Origin of the sequence: Martinezella lusitana (genome assembly GCF_010668395.1) — a bacterium.
Lineage (GTDB): Bacteria > Pseudomonadota > Alphaproteobacteria > Rhizobiales > Rhizobiaceae > Rhizobium > Rhizobium lusitanum_A.
This window is the reverse complement of sequence record NZ_WUEY01000019.1, coordinates 101646-124320: the sequence shown is the minus strand read 5'-3', so window position 1 is coordinate 124320 and position 22675 is coordinate 101646. Positions and strand designations below refer to the sequence as shown.

General features: G+C 59.8%; 13 protein-coding genes. 8 read left to right on the top strand and 5 right to left on the bottom strand.

Annotated features, from left to right (window positions below):
* The first annotated feature begins 205 nt into the window (after window positions 1–205).
* From GR212_RS28925 to GR212_RS28915, 3 genes are read left to right on the top strand one after another with little or no spacing between them, the layout of a single operon-like run.
* Complete coding sequence (locus GR212_RS28925) at window positions 206–691, top strand: hypothetical protein (RefSeq protein ID WP_163992032.1); 486 nt, start codon at window positions 206–208, stop codon at window positions 689–691.
* The gene (locus GR212_RS28920) at window positions 675–1082 is read left to right on the top strand and encodes a helix-turn-helix domain-containing protein (protein ID WP_163992030.1); all 408 of its coding nucleotides are present in this window, start codon (window positions 675–677) and stop codon (window positions 1080–1082) included. Before GR212_RS28925 ends, GR212_RS28920 begins: the two co-directional genes overlap by 17 nt.
* A gap of 5 nt (window positions 1083–1087) precedes the next feature.
* Window positions 1088–1513: a DUF6941 family protein gene (locus tag GR212_RS28915; protein ID WP_163992028.1), complete on the top strand. Its 426-nt coding sequence runs from the start codon at window positions 1088–1090 to the stop codon at window positions 1511–1513.
* A 456-nt stretch (window positions 1514–1969) separates the two neighbouring features.
* Here GR212_RS28915 and GR212_RS28910 read toward each other — a convergent pair whose 3' ends face one another.
* The 4 genes from GR212_RS28910 to GR212_RS28895 form a co-directional block, all read right to left on the bottom strand.
* Window positions 1970–2737, bottom strand: coding sequence for a response regulator transcription factor (locus tag GR212_RS28910; RefSeq protein WP_163992027.1), 768 nt, complete (start codon window positions 2735–2737; stop codon window positions 1970–1972).
* A gap of 258 nt (window positions 2738–2995) precedes the next feature.
* Entirely contained in the window at window positions 2996–3667 is a 672-nt protein-coding gene (locus GR212_RS28905; RefSeq protein WP_163992025.1) for a Crp/Fnr family transcriptional regulator, read from the bottom strand.
* A gap of 255 nt (window positions 3668–3922) precedes the next feature.
* Window positions 3923–5143, bottom strand: coding sequence for a polysaccharide pyruvyl transferase family protein (locus GR212_RS28900; RefSeq protein WP_163992023.1), 1221 nt, complete (start codon window positions 5141–5143; stop codon window positions 3923–3925).
* Window positions 5140–6561 carry a hypothetical protein gene (locus tag GR212_RS28895; RefSeq protein ID WP_246726029.1) on the bottom strand — a complete coding sequence of 474 codons (1422 nt, stop codon included), beginning with the start codon at window positions 6559–6561 and terminating at the stop codon, window positions 5140–5142. The genes GR212_RS28900 and GR212_RS28895 overlap by 4 nt, the downstream gene beginning before the upstream one ends.
* A 45-nt stretch (window positions 6562–6606) precedes the next feature.
* On the opposite strand from GR212_RS28895, the gene GR212_RS28890 reads away from it, so the two are divergent.
* From GR212_RS28890 to GR212_RS28870, 5 genes are all read left to right on the top strand, one after another.
* Window positions 6607–7554 carry a glycoside hydrolase family 16 protein gene (locus tag GR212_RS28890; RefSeq protein ID WP_246726027.1) on the top strand — a complete coding sequence of 316 codons (948 nt, stop codon included), beginning with the start codon at window positions 6607–6609 and terminating at the stop codon, window positions 7552–7554.
* Window positions 7555–7848: 294 nt separating this feature from the next.
* On the top strand, window positions 7849–9765 hold the full coding sequence (locus GR212_RS28885) for a non-ribosomal peptide synthetase (protein ID WP_246726026.1): 1917 nt from the start codon (window positions 7849–7851) through the stop codon (window positions 9763–9765).
* Entirely contained in the window at window positions 9762–17846 is an 8085-nt protein-coding gene (locus GR212_RS28880; protein WP_163992021.1) for a non-ribosomal peptide synthetase/type I polyketide synthase, read from the top strand. The genes GR212_RS28885 and GR212_RS28880 overlap by 4 nt, the downstream gene beginning before the upstream one ends.
* Window positions 17843–20326 carry a condensation domain-containing protein gene (locus tag GR212_RS28875; protein ID WP_163992019.1) on the top strand — a complete coding sequence of 828 codons (2484 nt, stop codon included), beginning with the start codon at window positions 17843–17845 and terminating at the stop codon, window positions 20324–20326. Before GR212_RS28880 ends, GR212_RS28875 begins: the two co-directional genes overlap by 4 nt.
* A 43-nt stretch (window positions 20327–20369) precedes the next feature.
* Window positions 20370–21968, top strand: coding sequence for a glucosamine inositolphosphorylceramide transferase family protein (locus GR212_RS28870; protein WP_163992017.1), 1599 nt, complete (start codon window positions 20370–20372; stop codon window positions 21966–21968).
* Here GR212_RS28870 and GR212_RS28865 read toward each other — a convergent pair.
* Window positions 21938–22675, bottom strand: coding sequence for a 4'-phosphopantetheinyl transferase family protein (locus GR212_RS28865; protein WP_163992015.1), 738 nt, complete (start codon window positions 22673–22675; stop codon window positions 21938–21940). The genes GR212_RS28870 and GR212_RS28865 overlap by 31 nt on opposite strands.

Genomic DNA, 22675 nt, shown 5'->3' with positions numbered 1-22675 from the left:
TAATATGAAATATAAAAGACCTACCTCAAAATGAGTAGCAGATGAAACATGTATCGGTCGGGCGTATCGGTTATACTCTTCTTTGCTTAAGGGCACTAAGCCATCAGGGAGCCAGATAAATACAATCCAAGTGTGCGGCAATTCATACTACCCTCGGAGAGGTTCAATGAGAGAGCGCCACATTATAATGGATTAGTTGACAGGCATGACTACGTTTGACAGTCTCGTCTCATCCGAAGCAATCGTTAAAGTTGAGATTCAGCTTGATGGACGGCAGCTGCCTAAGCGGCTGCTTTTCGCTACCCCAAGCTTTGCAGATTGGTTGGGTGAACGCGTAAGCAGAAACGAACCATCGTCGCTCGGTGCGGTCCTCAGCCCCATCGAACAGCTAGACTTTCTCTTTTTCACGTTTGTCTCGGGCAAGCCGCTCATTCATTCCAGACAATTCCGGGCAATCCGCCCCGAACGAAATGCAGTCTGGGAATTGAAGACCGTGGATCTGCGCATATTCGGCTGGTTTGCCAAGCGCGACTGCTTTGTCGCGGTTTTCGGGGACTGGGCCGACCATGTGAAGGATTATGATCTTTATCGCGGCTATCGGCTGGAAGTTCGCCGGCTACGTCGTGAGCTTGGCGTGGGTGATGCGTTGTGCGTTGAGGGAGTCAACCCGGACGATGTCATTTCGGTTTGAGATAGGCGCGCGGGCGCGTGCGGCGAGCCGCTTTATCGCAAACATTCGCAGCGATCTTGTTGCCGCCATTCTCGAAAGGCGGTCGGAGAAAGGATTTTCGCAGCAGCGGCTGGCAGAATTGGTCGGCGTCAGCCGGAAGGACCTGAACCGCTACCTCTGCGGACAAAGGGAGCTTCCGCTTCGCTCGATCGCGGACCTGGCCTGGGCACTCGACAAAGAGATCCATATCGAGCTCCGCGATCCCACAATGTTGACGAACGGCAACCGTGTCTCCGAATTCGAGACCCGGGCGGCCGTTCATCCCGTTTGCTCCGGCGGGGTCGTTTCCTGGAGCTCTTCGCGCGCTATCCGCACCATTGTTGCCCGCGCCAACACTGAACGGGATGATTGAAGCACATGCGTTATGGATATTGCATCTTCTGCGACGATGTTCGCACCGAAATCGGCGAAAAGCTGAGCTTCATCGGCGTCTATAGCGGCGTGCTGATGTTACCCGAATTCCCCTTCTCCCTGCCCAAATTCTGTGTGCACGTAAATCTCATCACTCTGGCGACGGAGCCGTATCGCTCGATCGTTCTGCGTTGCGTCGCGCCGGGAGACCGCCAACCGCTCCTTGAAGAGCGGCTGGATCCGGACCAGCTCAACGAGCAGAAGGATCTGACGGACAGCGCGGAGACGAGCGATATCCCCATCAATGTCGTGGTTGGTGCCAGTCTTGTATTTTCGCCATTGATATTGCGCCGTCCGGGCCTGCTGACCGTCAGCGCGATCATCGACGACAAGCCGGCGGAGATCGCATCCCTCCGGATAGCCCAGCGCTGATCCGGCCCATGAAGGCCGTTTGCCGGTGAGGTTCGATATCGCGGATGATCTGGAATCCGTCGGGGGCGCCATCGTTCCCGCAAACACCGTCAAGCAGCTGCTTCAGGCGATAGCCTCATCCCCTTCGGATGCGTCGCGAGTGCGCACGCAAGCCGAGCGCATGGCATGGCCATGTCGGCGAAATTGAGCGGATTATCGCATGGCGATCTGAATCCCAGGATTTTCAACGGGTTCGTGGCGATCTTTCGGAGGGCAAGCGCGCTTTGCATCTCCGCAATCGGCAAAATCAGCCTTCAGCTGCCGAGCGATCGGTCGCTATAGCATCAGTGGTTCCGCTGATTTCTATATGGCTGGTCCGCCCCGGTACTTCCCCCGGGGCTGGCAACGCTAAAATATGGCGATGCGGGCTCCTGCCAGTCCTATTCCCGCATTCGACAACCGTTCTATATGGAACGGCTAGCGGACGAGTTCCCGGATTTTATAGGCGACTTCTGTCCGGTTCGTCGCGTTTAACTTCTTCATAATATTGCGAATATGAACTTTGACGGTGCTTTCGCAAAGATCCATCTCATAGGCGATGATCTTGTTTGCCTTTCCCCGCCTCAGCGCTTCCGCAACCACGACTTCACGCGGGGTGAAAAGGCTGTCGAGGCAGCAGTTTCGGCTGGCCACGGGAGTAATTGCCTCCTTGGCGGCCAAAAGGCTGCTTGCCGGCACAAAGACGCCGCCTGCGCGAGCAAGTGCGACAGCTTCAGCGGCAACCTTGATTCCGACGCTCGTCGGGATGTAACCGCGGGCGCCGCATTCCAGCGCATGCAGCAGCTGCGCAAGCTCATCGCCGTCCGCACCGACGATCACCGGGCTTGTCTGAAATCTTTCGACCAGCGCGCAAATCTTCGCGCTGACGTCTGCGTCCGAAACCTTGCGACCGCCGATCATGAAAAGAATTGCCGACGGCATGACCTGCATGTTCCGCATCTGCCATTCGTCGAGCGAGCCGACCGTGACGATGTGCATGGCACCGTCGCATTCGGTGAGGCTTTTCGACAGGCACTCGCGATCCAGGGCGCGGGAATCTATAAGAAGGACATAGTCTTCCCATTCATCGACGCCAGGCATGCCGGATGCGATGAAAGGCCTCAGGGTATCGGACGTCCGAACCGAAATAATGCGTGCCCCTGCTTCCGAGGTAAATTTTTCACTTACGAGCGATTGTCCATTCATGGCCGGTACCCCCAACTCTTAAAATGGCCTTTGTATTTCTTGTAATTATTTGAGTATTTACTCTATTCAAAGAGCATGACATTCGCGTAACGCTAAGATTTTCTTTCATTTTCATATCAGTCCCCTCGTGTTAGGTTTATCTTACCATAGTAATTGCTTATTTTTCTTTTCTACGCATTAACCTATGTTAATGGTAAATTGAAATATTGATTGCGGGAATTCTTCTAAACTCTATCCGAAATGGAGTTTATGCATTGTTCAAATCATAGTTGTATCAAAGTAGGATTGGTCGAAATCGACAATGTCCATAAGACGCGGCCGATCGAGAAAAGCAACGATGCCATTGCGGAAGGACAGGAGACCCGCCTCGCGCATATCCCTGAGAACGCGGTTTATGTGAACCGTGGACAGCCCAACGGCGTCACCGATATCCGCCTGCGTCAGGGGACAATCGAAATATTCCGCATTTGCATAATCTCTCGAGGTGCCGATGCGTGACCCGAGCTCAAGCAACAGGTAACCGGTTTTCTCCAGAGCATCGCGCCTGCCTATGTTGGCAAAACGCTCAGACATACGCGCCTGATATCGAAGCAATTCAGCAATAACAATACGATAGAACAAGGCCGGCGTGTCGATCTTCGGCAGAGACGTAAAGTCCGGGAAGACCATCACCGTCACGTTGGTTATCGCCTGCACGGTCTCTCGTGACAGCGCCGTCAGCGAGGTCGAGATCATGTCGCCACGCAGGACGAATTCCGTTACGAAACGTGTCCCGTTCGGCAACATCTTGCTGCGTGCCGCCCACCCCTCCAAAATAAAGAGAAGGCGGGGTGCATTGCTGTCATAGTCGCAGATGGCGCTACCGGCGCCAAAGGTCCGCGCTACACCGCCCAGGCTTCGAATATGTTCTATCGAAATATGCGCTGCCATGCCGACACCCCTCAACCCAAAAGCATATCTCGATGGTCAAAGGGCCATTCAAAAATAAGATTTTTCGTGAGTTCTAAGTATTCAATACCATAAAAATTCGGCAATGTCTTCGATACAAATCGATAACCGCCGTTTGTCGGAGTTTTATCGAATTCAATGGAGAGTTGATATAAGCTTTATGTATAAGGAGCAGCAACTCAGCTACTTATATTCGACATACATTATGCCTTCGCGGTATTTCCTGCGACGTAAGGACTATATACCCGACATGGCGCATTGGTCGGGTCCAACCAGATGGCGGCGCATGTTCGAGATTCCAGCCCGGGCTTCCGCAATTATGACGTGATGTCGAAGTGCCTCTATCCCCTCCTTCTCCGCCGCTTTCAACAGCAACGCGATGCGTCCCGGCGGTTGCGATACATCCTTCACGAAGTAATTCTCACGCCCCACGGAATTGAAGAAGCCTTCGACCTTCCCGTCCCAGCCCAAGCCGACATGCGGGACTCTGAGCGCATAGGCAGCGATGCAGGCATGCAGCCGATGGGCTAGGATCACATCCAGCGGCTGAATCGTCCGGATCAGGTCAATCGGAACCCGCGGACGCCCGGCAATATCCAGCGCACCGGGCTCCACAGCCCGGTGCGTGGCGACCGAATGGCGGATGCGCTCGGCGAAAGCCTGGTCTTCCCTGGCGCCGTTGCAAAACAGCAGCACGCGCTGCCCGTCGTCCAGGAGCAGCCCGATCAAGTCCCGGTAGGCATCGACGCTGGAAAAGGGAATGGCGGAGGCCGGCGCGTTGCTGTGCCTATGCAGGATGAGGGGATCGGTCACGCACAAGCCGATGGTCAGCTGACGCTTGGCGGATGCGGCAGGTTTCTCGATCAATGGCGAGCCGTCGATCAGCAATCCGGGATCCCGCACGATTTTCGCGTCCGGTCCATCCGGAAAGTGCTCGCGCCAATTATCCTGGGCAAAGCCGTCCCTCACGGAAAGATGAACGAGCCGAGCCCCTTTCAGACGCGCAAAGAGGTCGTATGCCGGCTCCGACCAGTGCTTGCTCACACCCACCGCATAAATTGCCAGGGGCCGATCGTGCCGGCAGACGCAATCGAGCACCATGCCGACCTTCAGCGGGAAGTTGAGATCGTCGTCCTGAAACAGGTTGCCGCCGCCGATCACGACGGCGTCTGCAGCCGCAATCTTGTCGTTCCATCGGCTGCGAAGCCTGCGCAATCTGCGCTCAAGCCCGAGGCGGACAAGCCGTCGCCGGACGATGGCGGGCGATCGATGGAGCAGTGCGAGGACCAAGCGCCGACGCCCGCCATGACCGGCCGCGAAAGCCTCGCGACCCGCAAGATCGATCGTCTCCACTTCGATCTCGCCAGCACCATTCGCCAGCGCGGCTTCGACGCATTCCGCCAGCAGCCCGTCTCCGAGATTTTCACTGTATTTGACGTTGAAGACGACAATCTTCATCTCAATTCTCCAGCGGCGCTCAATCCCGGGCGGTAGCCGGCCCGCACCCGCTGCGTGCTGGCGCCAAGCGCGGAAACGCTGCCTGCGAGGATGTAAAACATCAATCCAAGGTCATAGACCGTCCCCGAGGTGGCCGCGGAGACGAGCACGGTGATGAGGCCGGCCTTCGCAGCGCGCACGACGGCAGCCTGCTGTGACGGCAGATATGCCGGCCGCGTGTCGAACATCAGAAGCCGGCCGACAAATACGGCGAAGAGCAACGTTCCGAAGATGCCGATATTGGATAGAAGAACAAGGCCGAAGCTCGAGGCGCGGGCGCTTCCAAGGCCTGCTCCGAAGCCGCTCGTGTCGACGAATGCCTGATAGGCCATGGCATTCCACATGAAGCGCTCACGTCCCGACTGGCTGTCAGCCTTGGAAAAGAGCATCTCGTCGAGAAAATCGCGCAGATTGTGCGCGAGATCCGGCATGGCGATGAGAACGAAGAAGATAACAAGCGGCATGCTGGCAAGAATGGATACGATCAGAACGGGTCGTCCCGCGCCGGGTTCATGGCGCGCTGCCAGAAATGACTGGAGGCAGAGGATCGGCAGGACGACGGCAAGGCCGACGAGCGCCGTCGCCGATGTCGACAGGATCAGCGCCACCAAAAGCAGGCCGGCGATGGTGCCCGTCACGGCTGAACGAATGCCGCCGAGCCACAGGCTGGTAACGATCGAGAAGAGCACGAGGGTAAAATCGGCGAAGGCCGAGGCTTCGGGAAATGTCCCCGAGATGCGTTTCAGTCCGCCCTTTTCGGCATTGGTCAGGAGCGCATAATTGGCCGTGCGCACAAAACTGAGCAGAAAATCCGTATGCGTGAAGTAAGTGACGATATCGGCAAGCGCAAAGCCGAGATTGATGCTCGCGACGACCAGCACGCCGTTGATAAAAGTCGCGGGAATATTGTTCCGCCGGAAGAACGCAAAGGTGGCAATGAAGCAGATGAGGCCGCCGATGGCATAGACCGTCTGGGTAATGTTATTGGAGGAAAAACGCAGCGGCACCAGAGCGATGAGGCTGTGTGTACCGATCGAGCGCTCCACCGTCATTGTCTGTGTCACGCCCTGAAACAACCTTGGGAAGAAGATCGCGGTGAAGACACCGAAGGCCGTCAGGACCAGCAGGAAAAAACCGGGCTGCCAGGGAGCCAGAGCGGCGAGGAAGGGCCCTTCCCCATAGGCCGCGAACAGGCGCGCGGCGAAGAACAATAGAAAGAGGCTTGGCACGAGCACCGATGCGCCGCCAAGGCCGGGGACTGTGAACGCGGCGGCAGCGCCAAACACCGTCGATAGCGTCATTATGATGAACGACCATCGAACAGGCGCAGTGAGCGTCGCGATGCCAACGATCAATGTTACAAGCCCCATGACATACATGTGTGGGAGTCCAGCAGTTCCGCCTCATGACCGCCGCAAGCTACCATGCTGCCCTATAGCTGTATTTCCGCCATCTCTAATCCTTTTGGGGGACCTATTGGCCGAAATACGTTCTATACCGTGCTTACTACTGCGTTCATGCTTCCGAGCATGGATCATTTCTCGCCACTACATTGCAGCAAACGCATGAACAACCGTCGCGCCTTCCTTCGCGCGTCGGCTGCCATGGCGTTGGTTGCGATCTGCGACATAAGGATTGCACGCGCAGGTGATACCGGGGATGCACTTGATCTGAACAGCATGACACTGACCTTCGAGGATCCCTTCGACGAGCTGAGTATCTCGGCCTGGGGGCCTGGCACACGTTGGATTTCCCATACTCCATGGAATGGTGACTTCGGCGGCGCCCGCTTCTCCAATCCAAGCGGCGATTTCCCCTTTGCGATACAGGACGGCATGCTGCGCATTACCGCCGCGCGCGATGAAGTCGGCATGTGGCGTTCCGGCCTGATTGCCTCCGTCGACCCGAAGGGAAATGGATTCTCCCAACAATTTGGTTACTTCGAGATGCAGGCGCGGTTACCGGACGGGCCTGGTGTCTGGCCAGCTTTCTGGTTGATCGGCAAAGACCGGTCAAAGGCGACCGCCGAGATAGATGTCATCGAATACTACGGCGACAAGCCGGGTGGCTACTCATCGACAGTGCATGTCTGGCATCGCGATGGGAAGCACGATTCCGCCTACTCCCGCATCAACGTATTTGCTACCGCAAGTCCTACCGATATGCATCGTTATGGAGTGAAGATCGATTCCGATTTTATACGCATGTATTTCGATGGAAACCTCGTCTGGAAAACCAAGGCCTTACCGGAGCATCGCCAGCCGATGTATGTTCTCATCGATCTCGGTATCGTCGATGGCGTAACGAAGATGGCTGCAGCCGATCCATCCTTCATGTTCGTCGATTACGTCAGGGCCTATCAGTTCCGTTAGCTGCCTGCCTCCAGCCTGTGCAGCACTTCATCTCAATCTCTGCTCATGCGGATACTGCGCTTGGCATGTCTCACGCCGGTGCCGTTGCTGCCGCACATAATGCTTTCGGCCGAGTCGTTGCGGCCGTATCCGGCCTTTCCGGCAAAATGGCTACGGCCCGCTACAACCTACGACTTTCGATGGTGAGAATAGTTATCCCAATGATCAACTGGTGCTTTTGCCCCAGCATGAAATTCTGCAACGGGCGATGAAGCATTTCGCGTCGTCGCAAGTCGCAGGACAACCCGGAGAGCGATGATGATTGACCGTGATGCTCAAGCAGAAGCAAATGACGCAGCCATTATGCATTACGATCGCAACCTTTGCCTTCATGAAATGCTGCGCGTCCAGGCTCGGGCTGCGCCACAGGCAACAGCTCTCGTCTATGGCGACACCCGCATCAACTACTGCGATCTCGATCGCATATCGGATGCGCTTGCGTTGCACCTGATACGCATCGGCGTCCACAAGGCCGATATTGTCGGTCTCTTCCTGCCTCGTAGCGTCGATGCGATCATCTGCACCCTGGCCATCCTGAAAGCCGGAGGCGCCTACCTTCCGCTTGACCCCGCCCTTCCGATCGAGCACCTCGATTTTGTCATCGGTGAATGTGCACCGAAGGTCATTTTCGTCGATACGGACGATGGCGACAAGCTCAGCCGCATCCCGAGCATGAACGGCAAGGTCATCGAGGCCAATGCCATCATAACCGAAATGGCGGGCAAACCACGGATGGCCGCACCGGCCATCGCCGTGAATGGCGGCGATCTCGCCTATATCATGTATACATCCGGTTCGACCGGCCGCCCCAAGGGAACGATGATCTGCCATCGCAGCATCGCCCGTGTCGTCCTTGATCAGACCTATATCGATTTTCGCCGGGACGACGTCGTTCTTCATACCGCCACCATCTCCTTCGATGCATCGACCCTCGAAATCTGGGGCGCACTTCTCAATGGTTGCACATTGGCAATCATGCCCGACACCGATTTCTCCATCTCGCGCCTGTGCGACTTCATGCAGGCGACGGATGTCAGCATCTCCTTCCTCACGACGGGATTGTTCAACCTTTTTGCCGATCATGCCCGAGCATCCCTGCCGAGGCTTCGCCATATTCTTTTTGGGGGGGACGTGGGGTCGGCCGTTCATGCCCGACGCTTTCTGGAACATCATCCCGGCTGCAAGCTGACCAATGCCTACGGCCCGACCGAGACGACGGTCTTTGCTACGGCTTTCCAGGTCCTGCCGAGTTTTTCAGGCGGCGAACTGCCGATCGGCAAGGCCATCGCTCATACAGGCATCGCCATACTGGACGAGGAACTGCGCATCCTTCCTGCGGGGATCGAGGGCCAGCTGGCGATATCGGGCGACGGCCTCGCCATCGGCTATTTCAAGCGTCCGGAGCTGACGGATCAGAAATTCGTGACCATAGACACGAAAGACGGCCGGACGCGCTTCTATCTGACAGGCGATGTGGCCTGCCTGAAACCCGACGGCACCGTTACCTTCAAGGGACGGCGCGACAGACAGGTCAAGATCAATGGCAAGCGCATCGAGCTCGACGAGATCGAAGCCGCGCTCAGGCGTGATCCGCGCCTTGCCGACGGCATCGTCCTTTGCCACATACAGGGCGAAAACCTGAAGCGCATCGTCGCCTATCTCTGCCCGAAGGAAAGTCATATCGGAGCGGGCGCCGATCTGGTGCAGGGCGTCATCGCCACGCTGCGCGAAACCCTTCCGACCTACATGATCCCGAGCGCCGCCGTGATCGTCGATGCCCTGCCGCTGACGGCGGCCGGCAAGGTCGACCGTTCGAAGCTGCCGCCGCCGCCGATCGAAGCACAGGTAAGGCCGTCCGACCCGAGGAGCCGGACCGAAGAGCTGCTGACGGGTCTGTGGCAAGAGGCGTTGGGACTGGCCAGCATCGATCTCGACAGGAATTTCTTCGACCTCGGCGGCACCTCCCTTCAACTGATGGAAATTCATGCCGGTCTCGAAGACGCGCTCGGTCGGCCGATCGATGTGGTTGCATTGCTGCGTCACACGACGATCCGGGAACTGGCGCTTTATCTCGACGGCCGGGCGCCTGGCCCGACACGCATCGCCGCCGCCGCTCAGCGCGCGGCGCTGCAGAAAAAGGCAATCTCTCACATCCGCAGGAGCTCCTTATGAAACGGAATCACCCGGAGAATGACGAAGAGCGTGATTTCGAGGACAATGAAGATCAGAGCGAGCAGAATTCCGGTCATATCGCCATTATCGGCATGTCCGGCCGCTTTCCAGGCGCCCCCTCGGTGGGTGAGCTGTGGCAACTGATCCTTGAGGGGAAGAACGCCTTTTCGCGGTTCTCGCCGGATGAGATCGAAGACGCCTTCACCGACGAAGAGCGGGCGCAACCCAACTACGTCGCCGCAAGGCCGCATCTCGAAGGCGCCGATATGTTCGACGCCGAGTTTTTCGGCATGTTTCCGCGCGAGGCTGCCATCACCGATCCGCAACATCGGATCTTCCTGGAAATATGCTGGGAGGCGCTCGAGGACGGCGGTTACGATCCGCAACGCTATGCCGGCCCGATCGGGGTCTTCGCCGGCTCCTCGATGCCGACCTACCTGATCAACAACGTCCTGCACGACCGCGCAAAGGCGGAGGAGTTCACCTCGAACTACCAGATCGGAAGCTTCCATGAACTCGTCGGCGCGCTCAACGACACGCTGTCCACGCGCGTCGCCTATAAGTTCAACTTGAGCGGCCCCGCCTTTACGCTGCAGTCGGCATGCTCAACTTCCCTCCTGGCCGTTTCGCAAGCATGTCAGAACCTGCTCACCTACAGCTGCGACATGGCTCTCGCGGGCGGCGTCTCGATCACGATCCCGCAAAAGAGGGGTTACCTCTATCAGGAAGGCGGAATGGCATCGCCCGATGGCGCCTGCCGGCCGTTCGACGCCGACGCCGCGGGAACGGTCTTTGCCAGCGGAGCCGGTGTCGTTCTCCTGAAGCGCTATGAAGATGCGCTTCAGGATGGCGATCACATCTACGCGATCATTCGCGGCTACGGCATCAACAACGACGGCAGCGACAAGGTGGGCTTCACCGCGCCGAGCGTGGAGGGGCAGGCGGAAGCGATTGCGGCGGCGATTGCCAATGCCGACATCGACCCTTCGTCGATCGGCTATATCGAATGCCACGGCACCGCCACGCCGCTCGGCGATCCCATCGAGTTCAACGGACTGACGAGAGCATTCACACATGATGCGCCGGGAACGGCAAGCTGTGCGCTTGGATCGGTCAAGGGCACCATCGGCCATACCGACTGCGCCGCCGGCGTCACAGGTCTCATCAAGACGGCGCTGGCGCTGAGTAGCGCAAAGATTCCGCCGATGCCGAACTATCGCCAACCCAATCCACACATCGTGCTTGAAGGCAGTCCCTTCTACATTCCGACAACAACGATCGACTGGCCGAAGGGCCCGGCACCACGAAGAGCCGGTGTCAGCGCTTTCGGCGTAGGCGGCACGAATGTCCATATCGTTTTGGAGGAACCTCCTCGTCCCTCGACTACGTCGAAAGAGGTAAAGGGTCATTACATCCTCCCCCTTTCGGCGCGCAGCAGGCCCGCCCTTGAGAGGATGCGGGTCAATCTGAGTGATTATCTCACCTGGAACCCGAAGCTCTCGGTCGCTGAGCTCGCCCATACGCTTCAAACGGGACGACGCGAATTCGGCCATCGGCTGGCAGTTGCCGCGGGAAGCCTCGATGAGGCGGTCGTCAAGCTGACGACGGACAACTATCAACCGTTCGCCGCCGCCGATCAGCCACCCGTCGCATTCATGTTTCCCGGCCAGGGCGCGCAATATGTCGGCATGGGCGCCGGCCTCTACAGCTCCGAACCGGAATTTGCCCGCTGGATCGACCGTGGCGCCGAGCTCCTGAAAATGACCCTTGGGCTCGATCTGCGTGACTACATCTGCCACACCGGCTCCGCCACGCAGGCCATTGCCGATGAGCAGCGCGAAACCCGGATTGCCCAGCCCTGTCTCTACCTGGTCGAATATGCGCTTGCCCGGCTCTGGCTCAGCCGCGGCGTGAAGCCGTATGCCATGATCGGTCATAGCGTCGGCGAGTTTGTTGCCGCCACGCTCGCCAATGTCATTTCATTCGAAGACGGCCTGCGTCTCGTCGCCAATCGCGGGCGACTGATGCAGCATCAGCCACAGGGCGCGATGGTATCGGTACGCGCCGACGCGAGCACGACGGCTTCCTATCTGCAAGGCGAGGTCGAGATTGCCGCGATCAACGCCCCGAAGCTCTGCGTCATCTCCGGCCCGTTTGGCGACATCGACAAGGTTTGCGCGGCGCTGTCCGCTGCCGATATCGCCTTCAGCCGGCTGCATACGTCACACGCCTTCCATTCCGCGATGATGACGGATGCCGCTCTGGCGCTGCGCCAGGAGACGGAGAAAGTCACCTACGGCACGGCTACCATACCCTTCATCTCGAGCGTCACCGGCGATTGGCAGACCAACGAGCTGGCGACCTCTCCCGGCTATTGGGCCATGCATTGCCGCGATACCGTCCGTTTTGCCGATGGGCTCGCCACGCTGTGTCGCGATCGCAAACCCGTTCTTCTGGAAGTCGGGCCGGGGCGCACCTTGTCGGTCTTCGCCGCTCAAACCATCGCCCGCGACAATCTTGCGGCTGTCATACAATCCCTGCCCGAACACGACCGGGCCTCTGCTGCCGCCGAAACTCTGGCGGAAGCCCACGGCAAGCTGTGGATGACGGGCTGCCGGCTTGGTTGGCCGGCTCTCCCGGCCGCAGCCCGGCAGCGATTGTCCCTGCCGACCTATCCATTCCAGAGACAGCGCCACTGGATCGATGCCCCCCCTTCCGCACGTCGCGCATCGACGCGGAACGGCGGCATCAACGCGGAGAGTCGCCCGGCAAGCGATTCCCTAGTCTCTGACGTCAACCTCACCGAGGAGAATCGAGCGATGAACGTTGCAGCACCAATTCTCATATCCAGCCGCCTGCCGCAGTTGGAAACCGCCCTTCTGACCTTGCTGAGCGACATGTCGGGCGAAACGCTGGGACCGGACGAGCGGACGGCGACATTCCTGGAACTTGGCTTCGACTCGCTTTTCGTCGGTCAGTTTGCCCAGCGCATCGAGAAGGACTTCAAGGTCAAGATCTCCTTCCGGGAGCTGCTGAGTGACATCCCTTCCGTTGCCGATCTGGCTGTTTATCTCGATCGGCAAATGCCACCCGAAGCGGTCAAGGCGGTTGAGCCCATGCCGGCCGCCTCTCCCGTCGCTGCCGCGCCGATGCCGGCTATGCCCATGCAGATAGCGCCCGCAACCATGCCGCCGGCCGCCCAGATCGCATCGATGCCGGCTGCGGCATCGGATCTCGCCACGGTGATGCAATCCCAGATCCAGATGGCGCAAGCCCTGTTTGCCCAACAGCTGGTGATGCTGCAGACCATGCAGGGCAACCCCCAGGCTGCATTGACCCCGGCGGCCCCGGGCGCGACGCCGACAGCGGCCACTGTGCCGCCGCCGCAGGCCGCGGCAAGCGCACCGGCTCCCGTTGCAGCCGCCGAAAGCGATTTCGGCACCGAACGCATCAAGCTCTACCGCCCGAATGCGAAGAGCGTGGCATCGGAGATTTCCACAGCCAAGCAGGATTTCATAGCCAGCCTCACCAAGGCCTATGAAACCAAGAACGCCAGGTCCAAGAGCTTTACACAGGAGCATCGCGGGCATCTCGCCGACCCCCGTTCCGCGTCGGGCTTCCGGGTGGATTGGAAGGAGATGGTCTTCCCGATCGTCTGCGACCATTCCAAGGGCGCCTATATCTGGGATGTCGACGGCAATAAATATGTCGACCTGGTCAATGGCTTCGGGCAGACCGCCTTCGGCCACGCACCCGATTTCGTCATCGACGCCGTCAAGGCTCAGGCCGACCGTGGATTTGCCATCGGCCCGCAGACGCCGCTTGCCGGCGACGTTGCAAGGATGATCGCCCAAATCACCGGTCATGAGCGCGTCACCTTCTGCAATACCGGCTCGGAGGCTGTCATGGCGGCGATGCGGCTTGCCCGCGCAGTCACCGGCCGCGACCGCGTCGTGGTCTTTGCCAACGACTATCATGGCCAGTTCGACGAGGTTCTGGTCAAGGGCCGCAACCGCGCCGACAAGCCGATCGCGCTTCCGGTCGCATCCGGCATCCCGATGGCATCCGTGTCCAACATGACGGTGTTGCGCTACGGCGCTCCGGAAAGTCTCGATTTCATCCGCGCCAACGCCGAAGATATCGCCGCGGTCATCATCGAGCCGATCCAGAGCCGGCATCCGGAACTGCAGCCGCGAGACTTCGTGCTGGAACTGCGCGACATCGCCACCAGATCCGAATTCGCGCTGGTCTTCGACGAGGTCGTCACCGGCTTCCGCGTCGATCCGGGCGGCATGCAGGCGATCTGGGGCATCAAGGGCGACATGGCGACCTATGGCAAGGTCGTCGGCGGCGGAATGCCGATCGGCGTGCTTGTCGGCAGCCCGCGCTTCATGGACGCGCTCGACGGCGGCCACTGGGCCTATGGCGACAGTTCCGTTCCGATGACGGCCCCGACATTCTTTGCCGGCACCTTCGTCCGCCATCCGCTGACGCTTGCCGCCGCAAACGCCGTGCTGCACCACATCAAGGGAGAGGGATCCGCTCTCTACGACCGTGTCGCCGAGCGGACGCAGGCGATGGTTGCCGAGATCAAGGCCGATCTTGCCCGGCGCGGCATTGCCGATGTCGTTCACGGCTACAAGAGCTGGTTCGCGACCGACTTTTCCAGCCAGGATCCGCTCGGAGCCCTGTTCTATGCCCAGATGCGGCTGAATGGGGTCCATATCCAGGACGGTTATCCCTGCTTCCTGACGACAGCCCACAGCGAGGATGACTTCGACTTCATTGCGAAAGCATTCCGCGACAGCCTCGATGCCATGCAGGCCGTGGGGATATTCACGGCAAGAGAGGAGCTATCCGCCCCTCCGAAGCAGGCGTTGGCATCCGTTGCAAAGCCTCTGTCCGCGCCGTTGACGGAAGCCCAGACAGAAATATGGCTTGCGGCGCAGGCGGGTGACGAGGCGTCCTGCTCATTCAACGAGTCCTTCTCGCTGACGCTGGAAGGGATCCTGAACGAGGCGGCCATCAAGAGCGCCTTCGACACGGTCATTGCGCGCCACGACGCCTTTCATATTCGTTTCGACCGCGGTGGCGAGCATTTCCAGTTCATTCCGGACTTCAAGCTCGATCTGCCGATCCTCGAAGGCTTCGACATGAAGGACCTGGCCGACTTCGTGGACGACGAGGCCCATACGCCATTCGATCTCATCAACGGCCCGCTTGTTCGCGCGAGCATCGCCAAGCTGGCGCCTGAAAAACATGTGCTGGTCTTCACGGCCCATCACATCATCTGCGACGGCTGGTCGATCAACACGTTCGTCGAAGAGCTGTCGGCGGCTTATGAAGCCTTCAAGGCGGGCAATGCTCCGCACTTTGAGCCGGCGCTCTCCTTCGCGACCTATTCGACGGATCTTTCTCCCAGGCCGGAAAAATCCCAGGCAACCGAGCAGTTCTGGCTGGATCAGTTCAAGACCGTTCCGGACCTGCCCGACCTGCCGCTCGACCGGCCGCGTCCGGAATATCGCAGCTTCGCAGGCGGAACCTGCACCGGCTATATCGACGCGGACGTCTACAAGGCTCTGAAGAAGAAAGGCGCCAAATCGGGGGCCACGCTGTTTTCGACCCTGCTGGCCACGCTGCAGGTAATGATATCGCGCTTGTCCGGTCAGGACGATATCGTCATCGCCATTCCATCGGCCGGACAAAGCCTGCTGGATGGCCGGACCCTGGTCGGGCATTGCGTCAATCTGCTGCCGCTGCGTCAATCGGTATTGCGGGCAGAGGCGTTCGCCGCCCATCTGAAGGCAACGCAGCAACTGGTCTTCCAGGCCTTCGAGCATCAGGACTACACATACGGCACCCTGGTGCGCAAGCTGGATACAAAACGCGATCCAAGGCGGCTGCCGCTCACTGAAATCCAGTTCAACCTCGAACGCGTGGCCGGCGGCTCGACGTTCGGCGACCTGAAATCGACGATGGAGCCGAACGCGAAAGCCTTCTCCAACTTCGATCTCTTCTTCAACATGATCGAGGCGTCCGACCATATCCGCATCGACGTCGACTACAACGCCGATGTCTTCGATCGCGCGACGGTCGAACGATGGATTGGCCACTTCTCGACGCTGGCCGCCGCACTGGCAAACGACATGGAGCGCAAGGTCGGCGAACTGCCGTTGCTGTCCGCGCAGGAGAAGTCATGGCTGATCGACGATCTCAATCGGACAGCCGCGCCTTACGATCATGATCAGTTCGTCTTCTCGCTCTTCACCAAGCGGGCGGCCGAACATCCGAATGCCGTCGCTGCGCAGCATGATGGCGAGACGATCAGCTACGGTGAGCTGGAAATGCGCTCAAACCAGCTCGCCCTCTACCTCCAGATGGCAATTCCCGATCCTGGTCAGCGCATCGCCATACTGGTCGAACGCTCGCTGAACATGATCGTCGCGCTCCTCGCGGTCATGAAGGCAGGGCATACCTATGTGCCGATGGATCCGGCTCATCCAGAGCCACGCCTGCGGCAGACGCTGGATGTCGCGCGCATCGGCGGCCTGCTTTGCGACAGCGACGACACGGCCCGGCTCGCCGCCGCGCAGACTCCCGTCATCCGGCTCGACAAGGACGCCAAGGCGATCAGCTCGATGACCGGCCTTCCCCTGAAGACCTTGCCGGTGGATACGACGGCATCCGCCTATATCATCTTCACCTCGGGTTCGACCGGCATGCCGAAAGGCGTCGAGGTCTCGCATCGGTCCCTGACGAACTTCCTTCTCTCCATGGCCAGGGAGCCTGGATTCGATGCGAGCGATACGCTCGTCGCGGTCACGACCATTTCCTTCGATATCGCCGGCCTGGAACTTTACCTGCCGCTGATCACGGGCGGGAAAGTCGTCATCGCCAGCCGTAGCCAGGTTCAGGACGGGTTTGCTCTGGTCAAGCTCATTGGCGAACACGAAGCCACGGTGCTGCAGGCTACGCCGACGCTATGGCAGATGCTGGTCGAGGCTGGCCTGAAGGAGCGGCGGACGCTGAAGATGCTGTGCGGCGGGGAGCCCCTGCCCAAGGAACTGGCGCGCTCCCTGCTGGCGATCGGCGGCGAACTCTGGAACATGTACGGGCCGACGGAAACGACGATCTGGTCGTCGTTGCAACGCGTCACGGATGCCGATCAGCCGATCACGATCGGCCATCCGATAGCAAACACGCAGCTCTACATCCTCGATCAGAGCGAGAATATCGCGCCCATCGGCGTCATCGGCGAGCTGCACATCGGCGGCGACGGGCTGGCGGAAGGCTATTTCGATCGCCTCGATCTGACCGAAAAGGCCTTCATCCCGCATTGCTTTGCCGTCGGCAGGCCGATGCGCCTCTACAAGACCGGCGACGTCGGGCGGCGGCTTGCGGACGGTTCGTTGCAATTGCTCGGGCGCCGCGACCAGCAGATCAAGTTGCGCGGCTTCCGCATCGAACTCGGCGACATAGAGGCCGTCATTTCCAAGGCCGAAGGTGTACGCCAATGCGCCGTCGTGGTCGCAGAAAACGCCAAGGGCGATCGCTCTCTGGTCTGCTACATCGTGCCGAACGCAAATGGCAACGAGACGTCCGCGGCCAATATCGCGGCCCACGCCAAAGCCAACCTGCCGGCGCATATGGTGCCGAGCTTCTGGGTGATGGAAGAGGAGCTGCCGCATACCGCCAACGGAAAGCTCGATCGCAAAACCTTGCAGCAACGCGGCATACCGCAGCGTGAGGCCGCACCGGTCAAGGTCCAGGCGAAAACCGAGATGGAACAGCGGCTGCTGACGATATGGCAGGATGTTCTGAACCTCAGCGATATCGGCATCGACGACAATCTCTATGCGCTCGGTGCGGATTCGCTGACCATCTTCCGTATCGCCGCCCGCATGCGCGACAACGGCTTGCCGCTGGAAGCAAAACATCTGCTGCGCCATCCGACGGTTGCCGCGCTGGCGGCCTTCGCCGACAGCCAGGGGGAGGTTCTGTCCGATCCCGTCCAGCTACACACACCATCCTTGCGTGATTTTCGTAACGGCGCACGCCGCGGCCTGGGGGCAGCTCTATGAGTACGGTTGACAATAGTCCAAGCGGTTCGGTTGCCGCACCAAGCATCATCGGTGAATTTCCGTGCACGCAGACGCAGTTGCGCTGCTGGATCCTCGATCAGCTCAATCCCGGCAATCCGGCGCTGAATGTCGCGGTTCGGTGGGAGATCCGCGGCTCCTTCAAGGTTGCGACCCTTGAAGCGGCCTTTCGAAAGGTCATTCAACGCCACGAAATACTGAGAACGCGGTTCATCGAAAAGGGAGGCCAGCCCTTCCAGCAGGCCTTCAGCGACGTCAACTTCAAGATGTCGGTGATCGATCTCCGCGGCATGCCGCCGGAACAGCGCCAGTCAAGAATCCTGTCGATCGGCGAGGAGACGGCGCAAGCGCCCTTCGACCTTTCCATACCGGGTCTATTGCGCGTGACCCTGCTGATGGCTGAAAACGAGCGCGGCTTTCTGCTGATTACCGCGCATCAAAGCTGCTTCGACGGCTGGTCCATCCGCGTTCTCGGGCGCGAAGTCGGTGAAATAGCGGCGGCGATCGACGCAGGGCGGCCGCCGGTCCTGCCCGAGCTACCGTTGCAGTATGGCGATTACGCCCTCTGGCAGCAGGAATACCTGCAAAGCTACGGCTTCGAGACGGAGAAGACCTTCTGGCGCGAGACGCTGCTGGGTGCCCCCTATTTCGAAGTCGCACCCGATCTGCCGCGCGGGCAGGTCAAAACCAATCGCGGCGATATTCTTTCCATCGCGCAGCCGCCGGCATTCACGGATCGCATGGACGCGGCCGCGCGCGCGCACCGCGTCTCGCAATACAGCTTCGGAGCGGCCGTTTTGAGCGCAGCCCTCCATCGGTTGACGCAGGCCCCGACGGTCCTGTTCGGTTCGCAGATCGCCGGGCGCGAACATAGCGATCTGGAAGACATGATCGGCGTCTTCATCAACAATCTGGTCCTGCGTTTCGATTTCAGTTCCGACGTCAGCTTTGCCGACCATATTCGTCGCGTCAGCACCACGATCGAAGGCGCGCTGAACCATCAGCGCATGCCGTTCAACAAGCTCGTCGAACTCATCAACCCGGTGCGCGATCCGGCCCGCAACCCGCTGATCTCCGTCAACTTCAACCTGCAGAAGGCCTTTCTCGAGGATCGCCGCTATGGCGGTTTCGAGCTGATCAGCTCGCCCTCGCAGTCACCCGGCGTCATCTACGATCTTAGCTTCATCATGATCGGCCGGCCGACCGGCTGGCGCATGTCGATCGAGTACAATGCCGACCTGTTCGAAGCCGCCACGATCGAAAGCCTCCTGCAGCTATGGAAGGACGCTTATGAAATCGCTCTCGAACACCCTGAGGCGCCGCTTTCTTCGCTCGTTGCGCCGGAACGGGGGACGCCGGCTTCCGCCAAGGCTGCGCCGATGGATGGCGCCATCGCAAGCGCGACGCCGGTCGATACGCGAATGGACGCGCTTGCTGGGCTTTGGAAAGAGGTCCTACAGGTTCCGCAAATACGCCCGGATGATGATTTCTTCGCACTCGGCGGCCACTCGCTTCTCGCGCTACGGCTCCTATCGGAAATACGCGCAAGATTCGATGCTGCACCGACATTGCAGCTTCTATTCAAGCAGCCGACGTTTGCAGGCTTTGCAGCTGCGATCTTTGATGTCGGTGAAGCGTCGGCACCCCCGGCGAAAGCGGTAAATCCGTGGGAGCTGATCGCCTGCAAGCATGGCACGGGGATCGGCGCGGTCTATACGCTCAACCATCCGTTTCTGTATTACCGCCTAGCCAATGCGATGCCGGACGAGGTTTCGGTACATAACGTCAACATGTTCCACGCGGATCTGGCAAAGGGGCTGGATCGGCTGCGCATCGAGGATATCGCCAGCCAGGCGATAGATGCCATGCAGATCGGCAAGACCGTTGGGCGTGTCGCCATCGTCGGGCTCTGCGTCAATGGCGTCCTTGCGATGGAGGTCAGCCGGCAATTGCGGGAAAGAGGCACGGACGTCGGCGTGACGGCAATCATCGATGCATGGGCTCCGGGATATTTCGCCTCCCTGCCGAAGCGTGAGCAGAAGCAGTGGAACCGGGAGCGGCGGCGCAAGCGCCTTGCCTACTTCACCAGAAAGCTCCTGTCCCGCCGCATACGGCTGATCGACTATCTCAAGGAGTTCGAGGTTTCGCTGTCGCTTCTGCGGATATTCGGCGTCAAGGCCGGGCAGTATTCGCCTGAGGAGGAAGCGAACGAAGCCGTGACCAAGCTGCTGGTCGCGGCAGCACGTCACTACAAGCCGCCGCAAACAAAGGATCCCAGCGTCGTCCTGCTGCGAAGCAGCGCAACGCATGCGCGCGCGCGCCAGTTGCGGTTCGGCTGGGGCGATGCGATCGGCGACGATTGCCCGGTGGTCGATATCGATGGCTGGCATGAGGATTCGCTCACCAGCACCGGTATCCGTGACCTGGCGTCGGCCCTCTCCGGAAAACTTGCCGGCGGCTAGATCGATGCAATGGCCTGTGACCAAGCCATAAGGGGAAGCAGTCATGAACGAGACCAAGCCATTGAGGGTCGGCATTCTCGTCGCTCGCGGACGCGCGCTCGAGAATTGGGAACTTATGATCCTGGACCGGATTCTGGCGGCTCCCTGGCTGGAGCTCGCCGCGGTCTTCACCCATCCCCATCCGTTCGAGGAAGACAGGACCTCGAGGCTGTTGTCCTGGAGCTCGCGGCTGGAGGCCCGGGCACTTGCCCGTCAACCCGCCTATTCGCCGAAGTATTTCAACAGCCACCGCCATTTCATCGATTGCTATGATATCGAGGCGGACGCCTCGTCCACCGCCGACAGCATCACCGGATCGTTCCTGAGCCGCCTGAAGCTCGATCTCGTCATCCGCACGACGCCGAAGGGCATAGCGGACGATGCGATCGCCGCATTGCCTTTTGGAGAATGGGCTTTCAATTTCTCCGACCGGCGCTCGGCCGAGGCGGACTGGTTCGGATATGCGGAGGTGCTTGCTCACGCTCCGACCGCCGATCTGGTCCTCTATGCGAAATGCGGCGGCACGGGCAGGGTGGAGATCGCAAGAGCGGCATTCAATATCAAGCCAAGCGCAACGAGATTGAGCGCTTTCGTGCGGGAACGAAGCGTTACGCTTCTGATGCGTGAACTGGCGCGACTGGCGGACACGCGGCGGTTCGACCTGCCCGCCAGCGCCGATGCCGCACATGGGCACGCGCCGTCTTTCGGCGAGCTTCTGCGCTACGGCTGCATTGTCGCGGGCTCGGTTTCGGCCGTAGCGCTCAAGGCGATCAAGTCGAGGCTCCACGCCGATTCCGCCATATGGACCCTTTATACGGGACACGGCGAGATCGACGACTTCGATCCGAGCGAGGCGACTGAGATCCCTCCCTCCAGCAGCAGCATCAAGGCCGATCCGTTTCTCTTCCAGCACGATGGCAAATGCTATCTGTTCTACGAGGCCTATGCCCGTGGCGACCGCAAGGCGCATATCGCCGTCGGCTGTTTTGACGGCGATGCACTCCAGCCTGTCGGGGTGGCGCTGGAGCGCCCCTATCATCTGTCCTATCCATTCGTGTTTCGTGACGGCGACCAAATCTTCATGATACCGGAAACGCATCAGGCCCGACGATTGGAGATCTGGCGCTGCTGCGAGTTTCCGCTGAAATGGGAGCTTCATGCCACCGCCTTCGAGGGTCAGTCGCCCGCCGACAGCATTCTGATCCGCCATGACGGCAGATGGTGGCTGTTCACCAACCTTTCGGATTTCCACGCTTACGAAGATCACTGCAGCGAGCTCTATCTGTTCGAGGTCGATGGCCCGGCGCTGACCGGGATCAAGCCGCACAAGCGAAATCCGGTTGTCATCGGCAGCACAGGGGCCAGAGGCGCCGGACGCATCTTCGCGCAAGGAGGGCGGCTCCTGCGGCCCTCGCAGCACAATTCCCACGGCGTCTATGGTTACGGACTCAACATCATGGAGATCGAGACGCTGACGCACGACGATTATCGCGAGCGCTGTATCCGGACGATAACACCCTCCTTCAAGGCGGGGCTTCGCGGTTGCCACCATTTCGACGCCACGGACGGGCGCTATATCGTGGATGCCAGGCTGACCATCTGACCGAAGTCGTCGTCGCGATAGCGCAGGCGTACATCGTGCCCTCCGGTCGCGGCAACGACCGCGCCGGCGAAGTTGACCGGCGTCGCAAGATCCAGAACGATCCAGTGCCCGGATGGGTCAGGATCTCCCTCCAACCGCTCCAATCGCGATTCGCCCGCCTTGTCGAAGGCGACGTCGAAGCTGTCCAGCGGTAGCGACAGCCCCGCCCCATGCGCCTTGATGAACGCCTCCTTGCGTGTCCAGCAACGATAGAAGCCATCCAGATAGCAATCGGCCGGCAGGGATCGCAGCGTTTCATATTCCCTGCGGGAGAAGAACCACTTTGCAATATCTTCCTTCAGGAAGCGTATTTCCTCTATATCGATGCCGAGTTCGTAGCGATCGGAAATGGCAAGCACGGCAAGATCGGCGCTGTGGCTGAGATTGAAGCGGATCGAACAGGCGCCGCATGCCGCTACGGAGGGTTTTCCGTTGGCCCCATAGTCGAAAGAGATCGATTGCGGTGACAGCCCGAGATAGCCTGCCAGGATCAGGCGCAACCCGCTCCTTGCGGCGACAAAGCGATACCGGTCCCGGTCGTAAACGAAGCGGCTTGCCCGGGCGCGTTCGTCGGCGGACAGAAATTCCGTGGAGGCGCCGAGATCCGGCGGCGGCATATCGAGCTTCCAGCTCCAGACATCGATGACGTCAGGGCCGATCGTCTCCAT

Bases quoted from the DNA above. Each gene is read 5' to 3' on its own strand.
- GR212_RS28925 (WP_163992032.1), top strand. From the start codon at position 206: ATGACTACGTTTGACAGTCTCGTCTCATCCGAAGCAATCGTTAAAGTT.
- GR212_RS28920 (WP_163992030.1), top strand. From the start codon at position 675: ATGTCATTTCGGTTTGAGATAGGCGCGCGGGCGCGTGCGGCGAGCCGC.
- GR212_RS28915 (WP_163992028.1), top strand. From the start codon at position 1,088: ATGCGTTATGGATATTGCATCTTCTGCGACGATGTTCGCACCGAAATC.
- GR212_RS28910 (WP_163992027.1), bottom strand. From the start codon at position 2,737: ATGAATGGACAATCGCTCGTAAGTGAAAAATTTACCTCGGAAGCAGGG.
- GR212_RS28905 (WP_163992025.1), bottom strand. From the start codon at position 3,667: ATGGCAGCGCATATTTCGATAGAACATATTCGAAGCCTGGGCGGTGTA.
- GR212_RS28900 (WP_163992023.1), bottom strand. From the start codon at position 5,143: ATGAAGATTGTCGTCTTCAACGTCAAATACAGTGAAAATCTCGGAGAC.
- GR212_RS28895 (WP_246726029.1), bottom strand. From the start codon at position 6,561: ATGTATGTCATGGGGCTTGTAACATTGATCGTTGGCATCGCGACGCTC.
- GR212_RS28890 (WP_246726027.1), top strand. From the start codon at position 6,607: ATGCTGCCCTATAGCTGTATTTCCGCCATCTCTAATCCTTTTGGGGGA.
- GR212_RS28885 (WP_246726026.1), top strand. From the start codon at position 7,849: ATGATGATTGACCGTGATGCTCAAGCAGAAGCAAATGACGCAGCCATT.
- GR212_RS28880 (WP_163992021.1), top strand. From the start codon at position 9,762: ATGAAACGGAATCACCCGGAGAATGACGAAGAGCGTGATTTCGAGGAC.
- GR212_RS28875 (WP_163992019.1), top strand. From the start codon at position 17,843: ATGAGTACGGTTGACAATAGTCCAAGCGGTTCGGTTGCCGCACCAAGC.
- GR212_RS28870 (WP_163992017.1), top strand. From the start codon at position 20,370: ATGAACGAGACCAAGCCATTGAGGGTCGGCATTCTCGTCGCTCGCGGA.
- GR212_RS28865 (WP_163992015.1), bottom strand. From the start codon at position 22,675: ATGGAGACGATCGGCCCTGACGTCATCGATGTCTGGAGCTGGAAGCTC.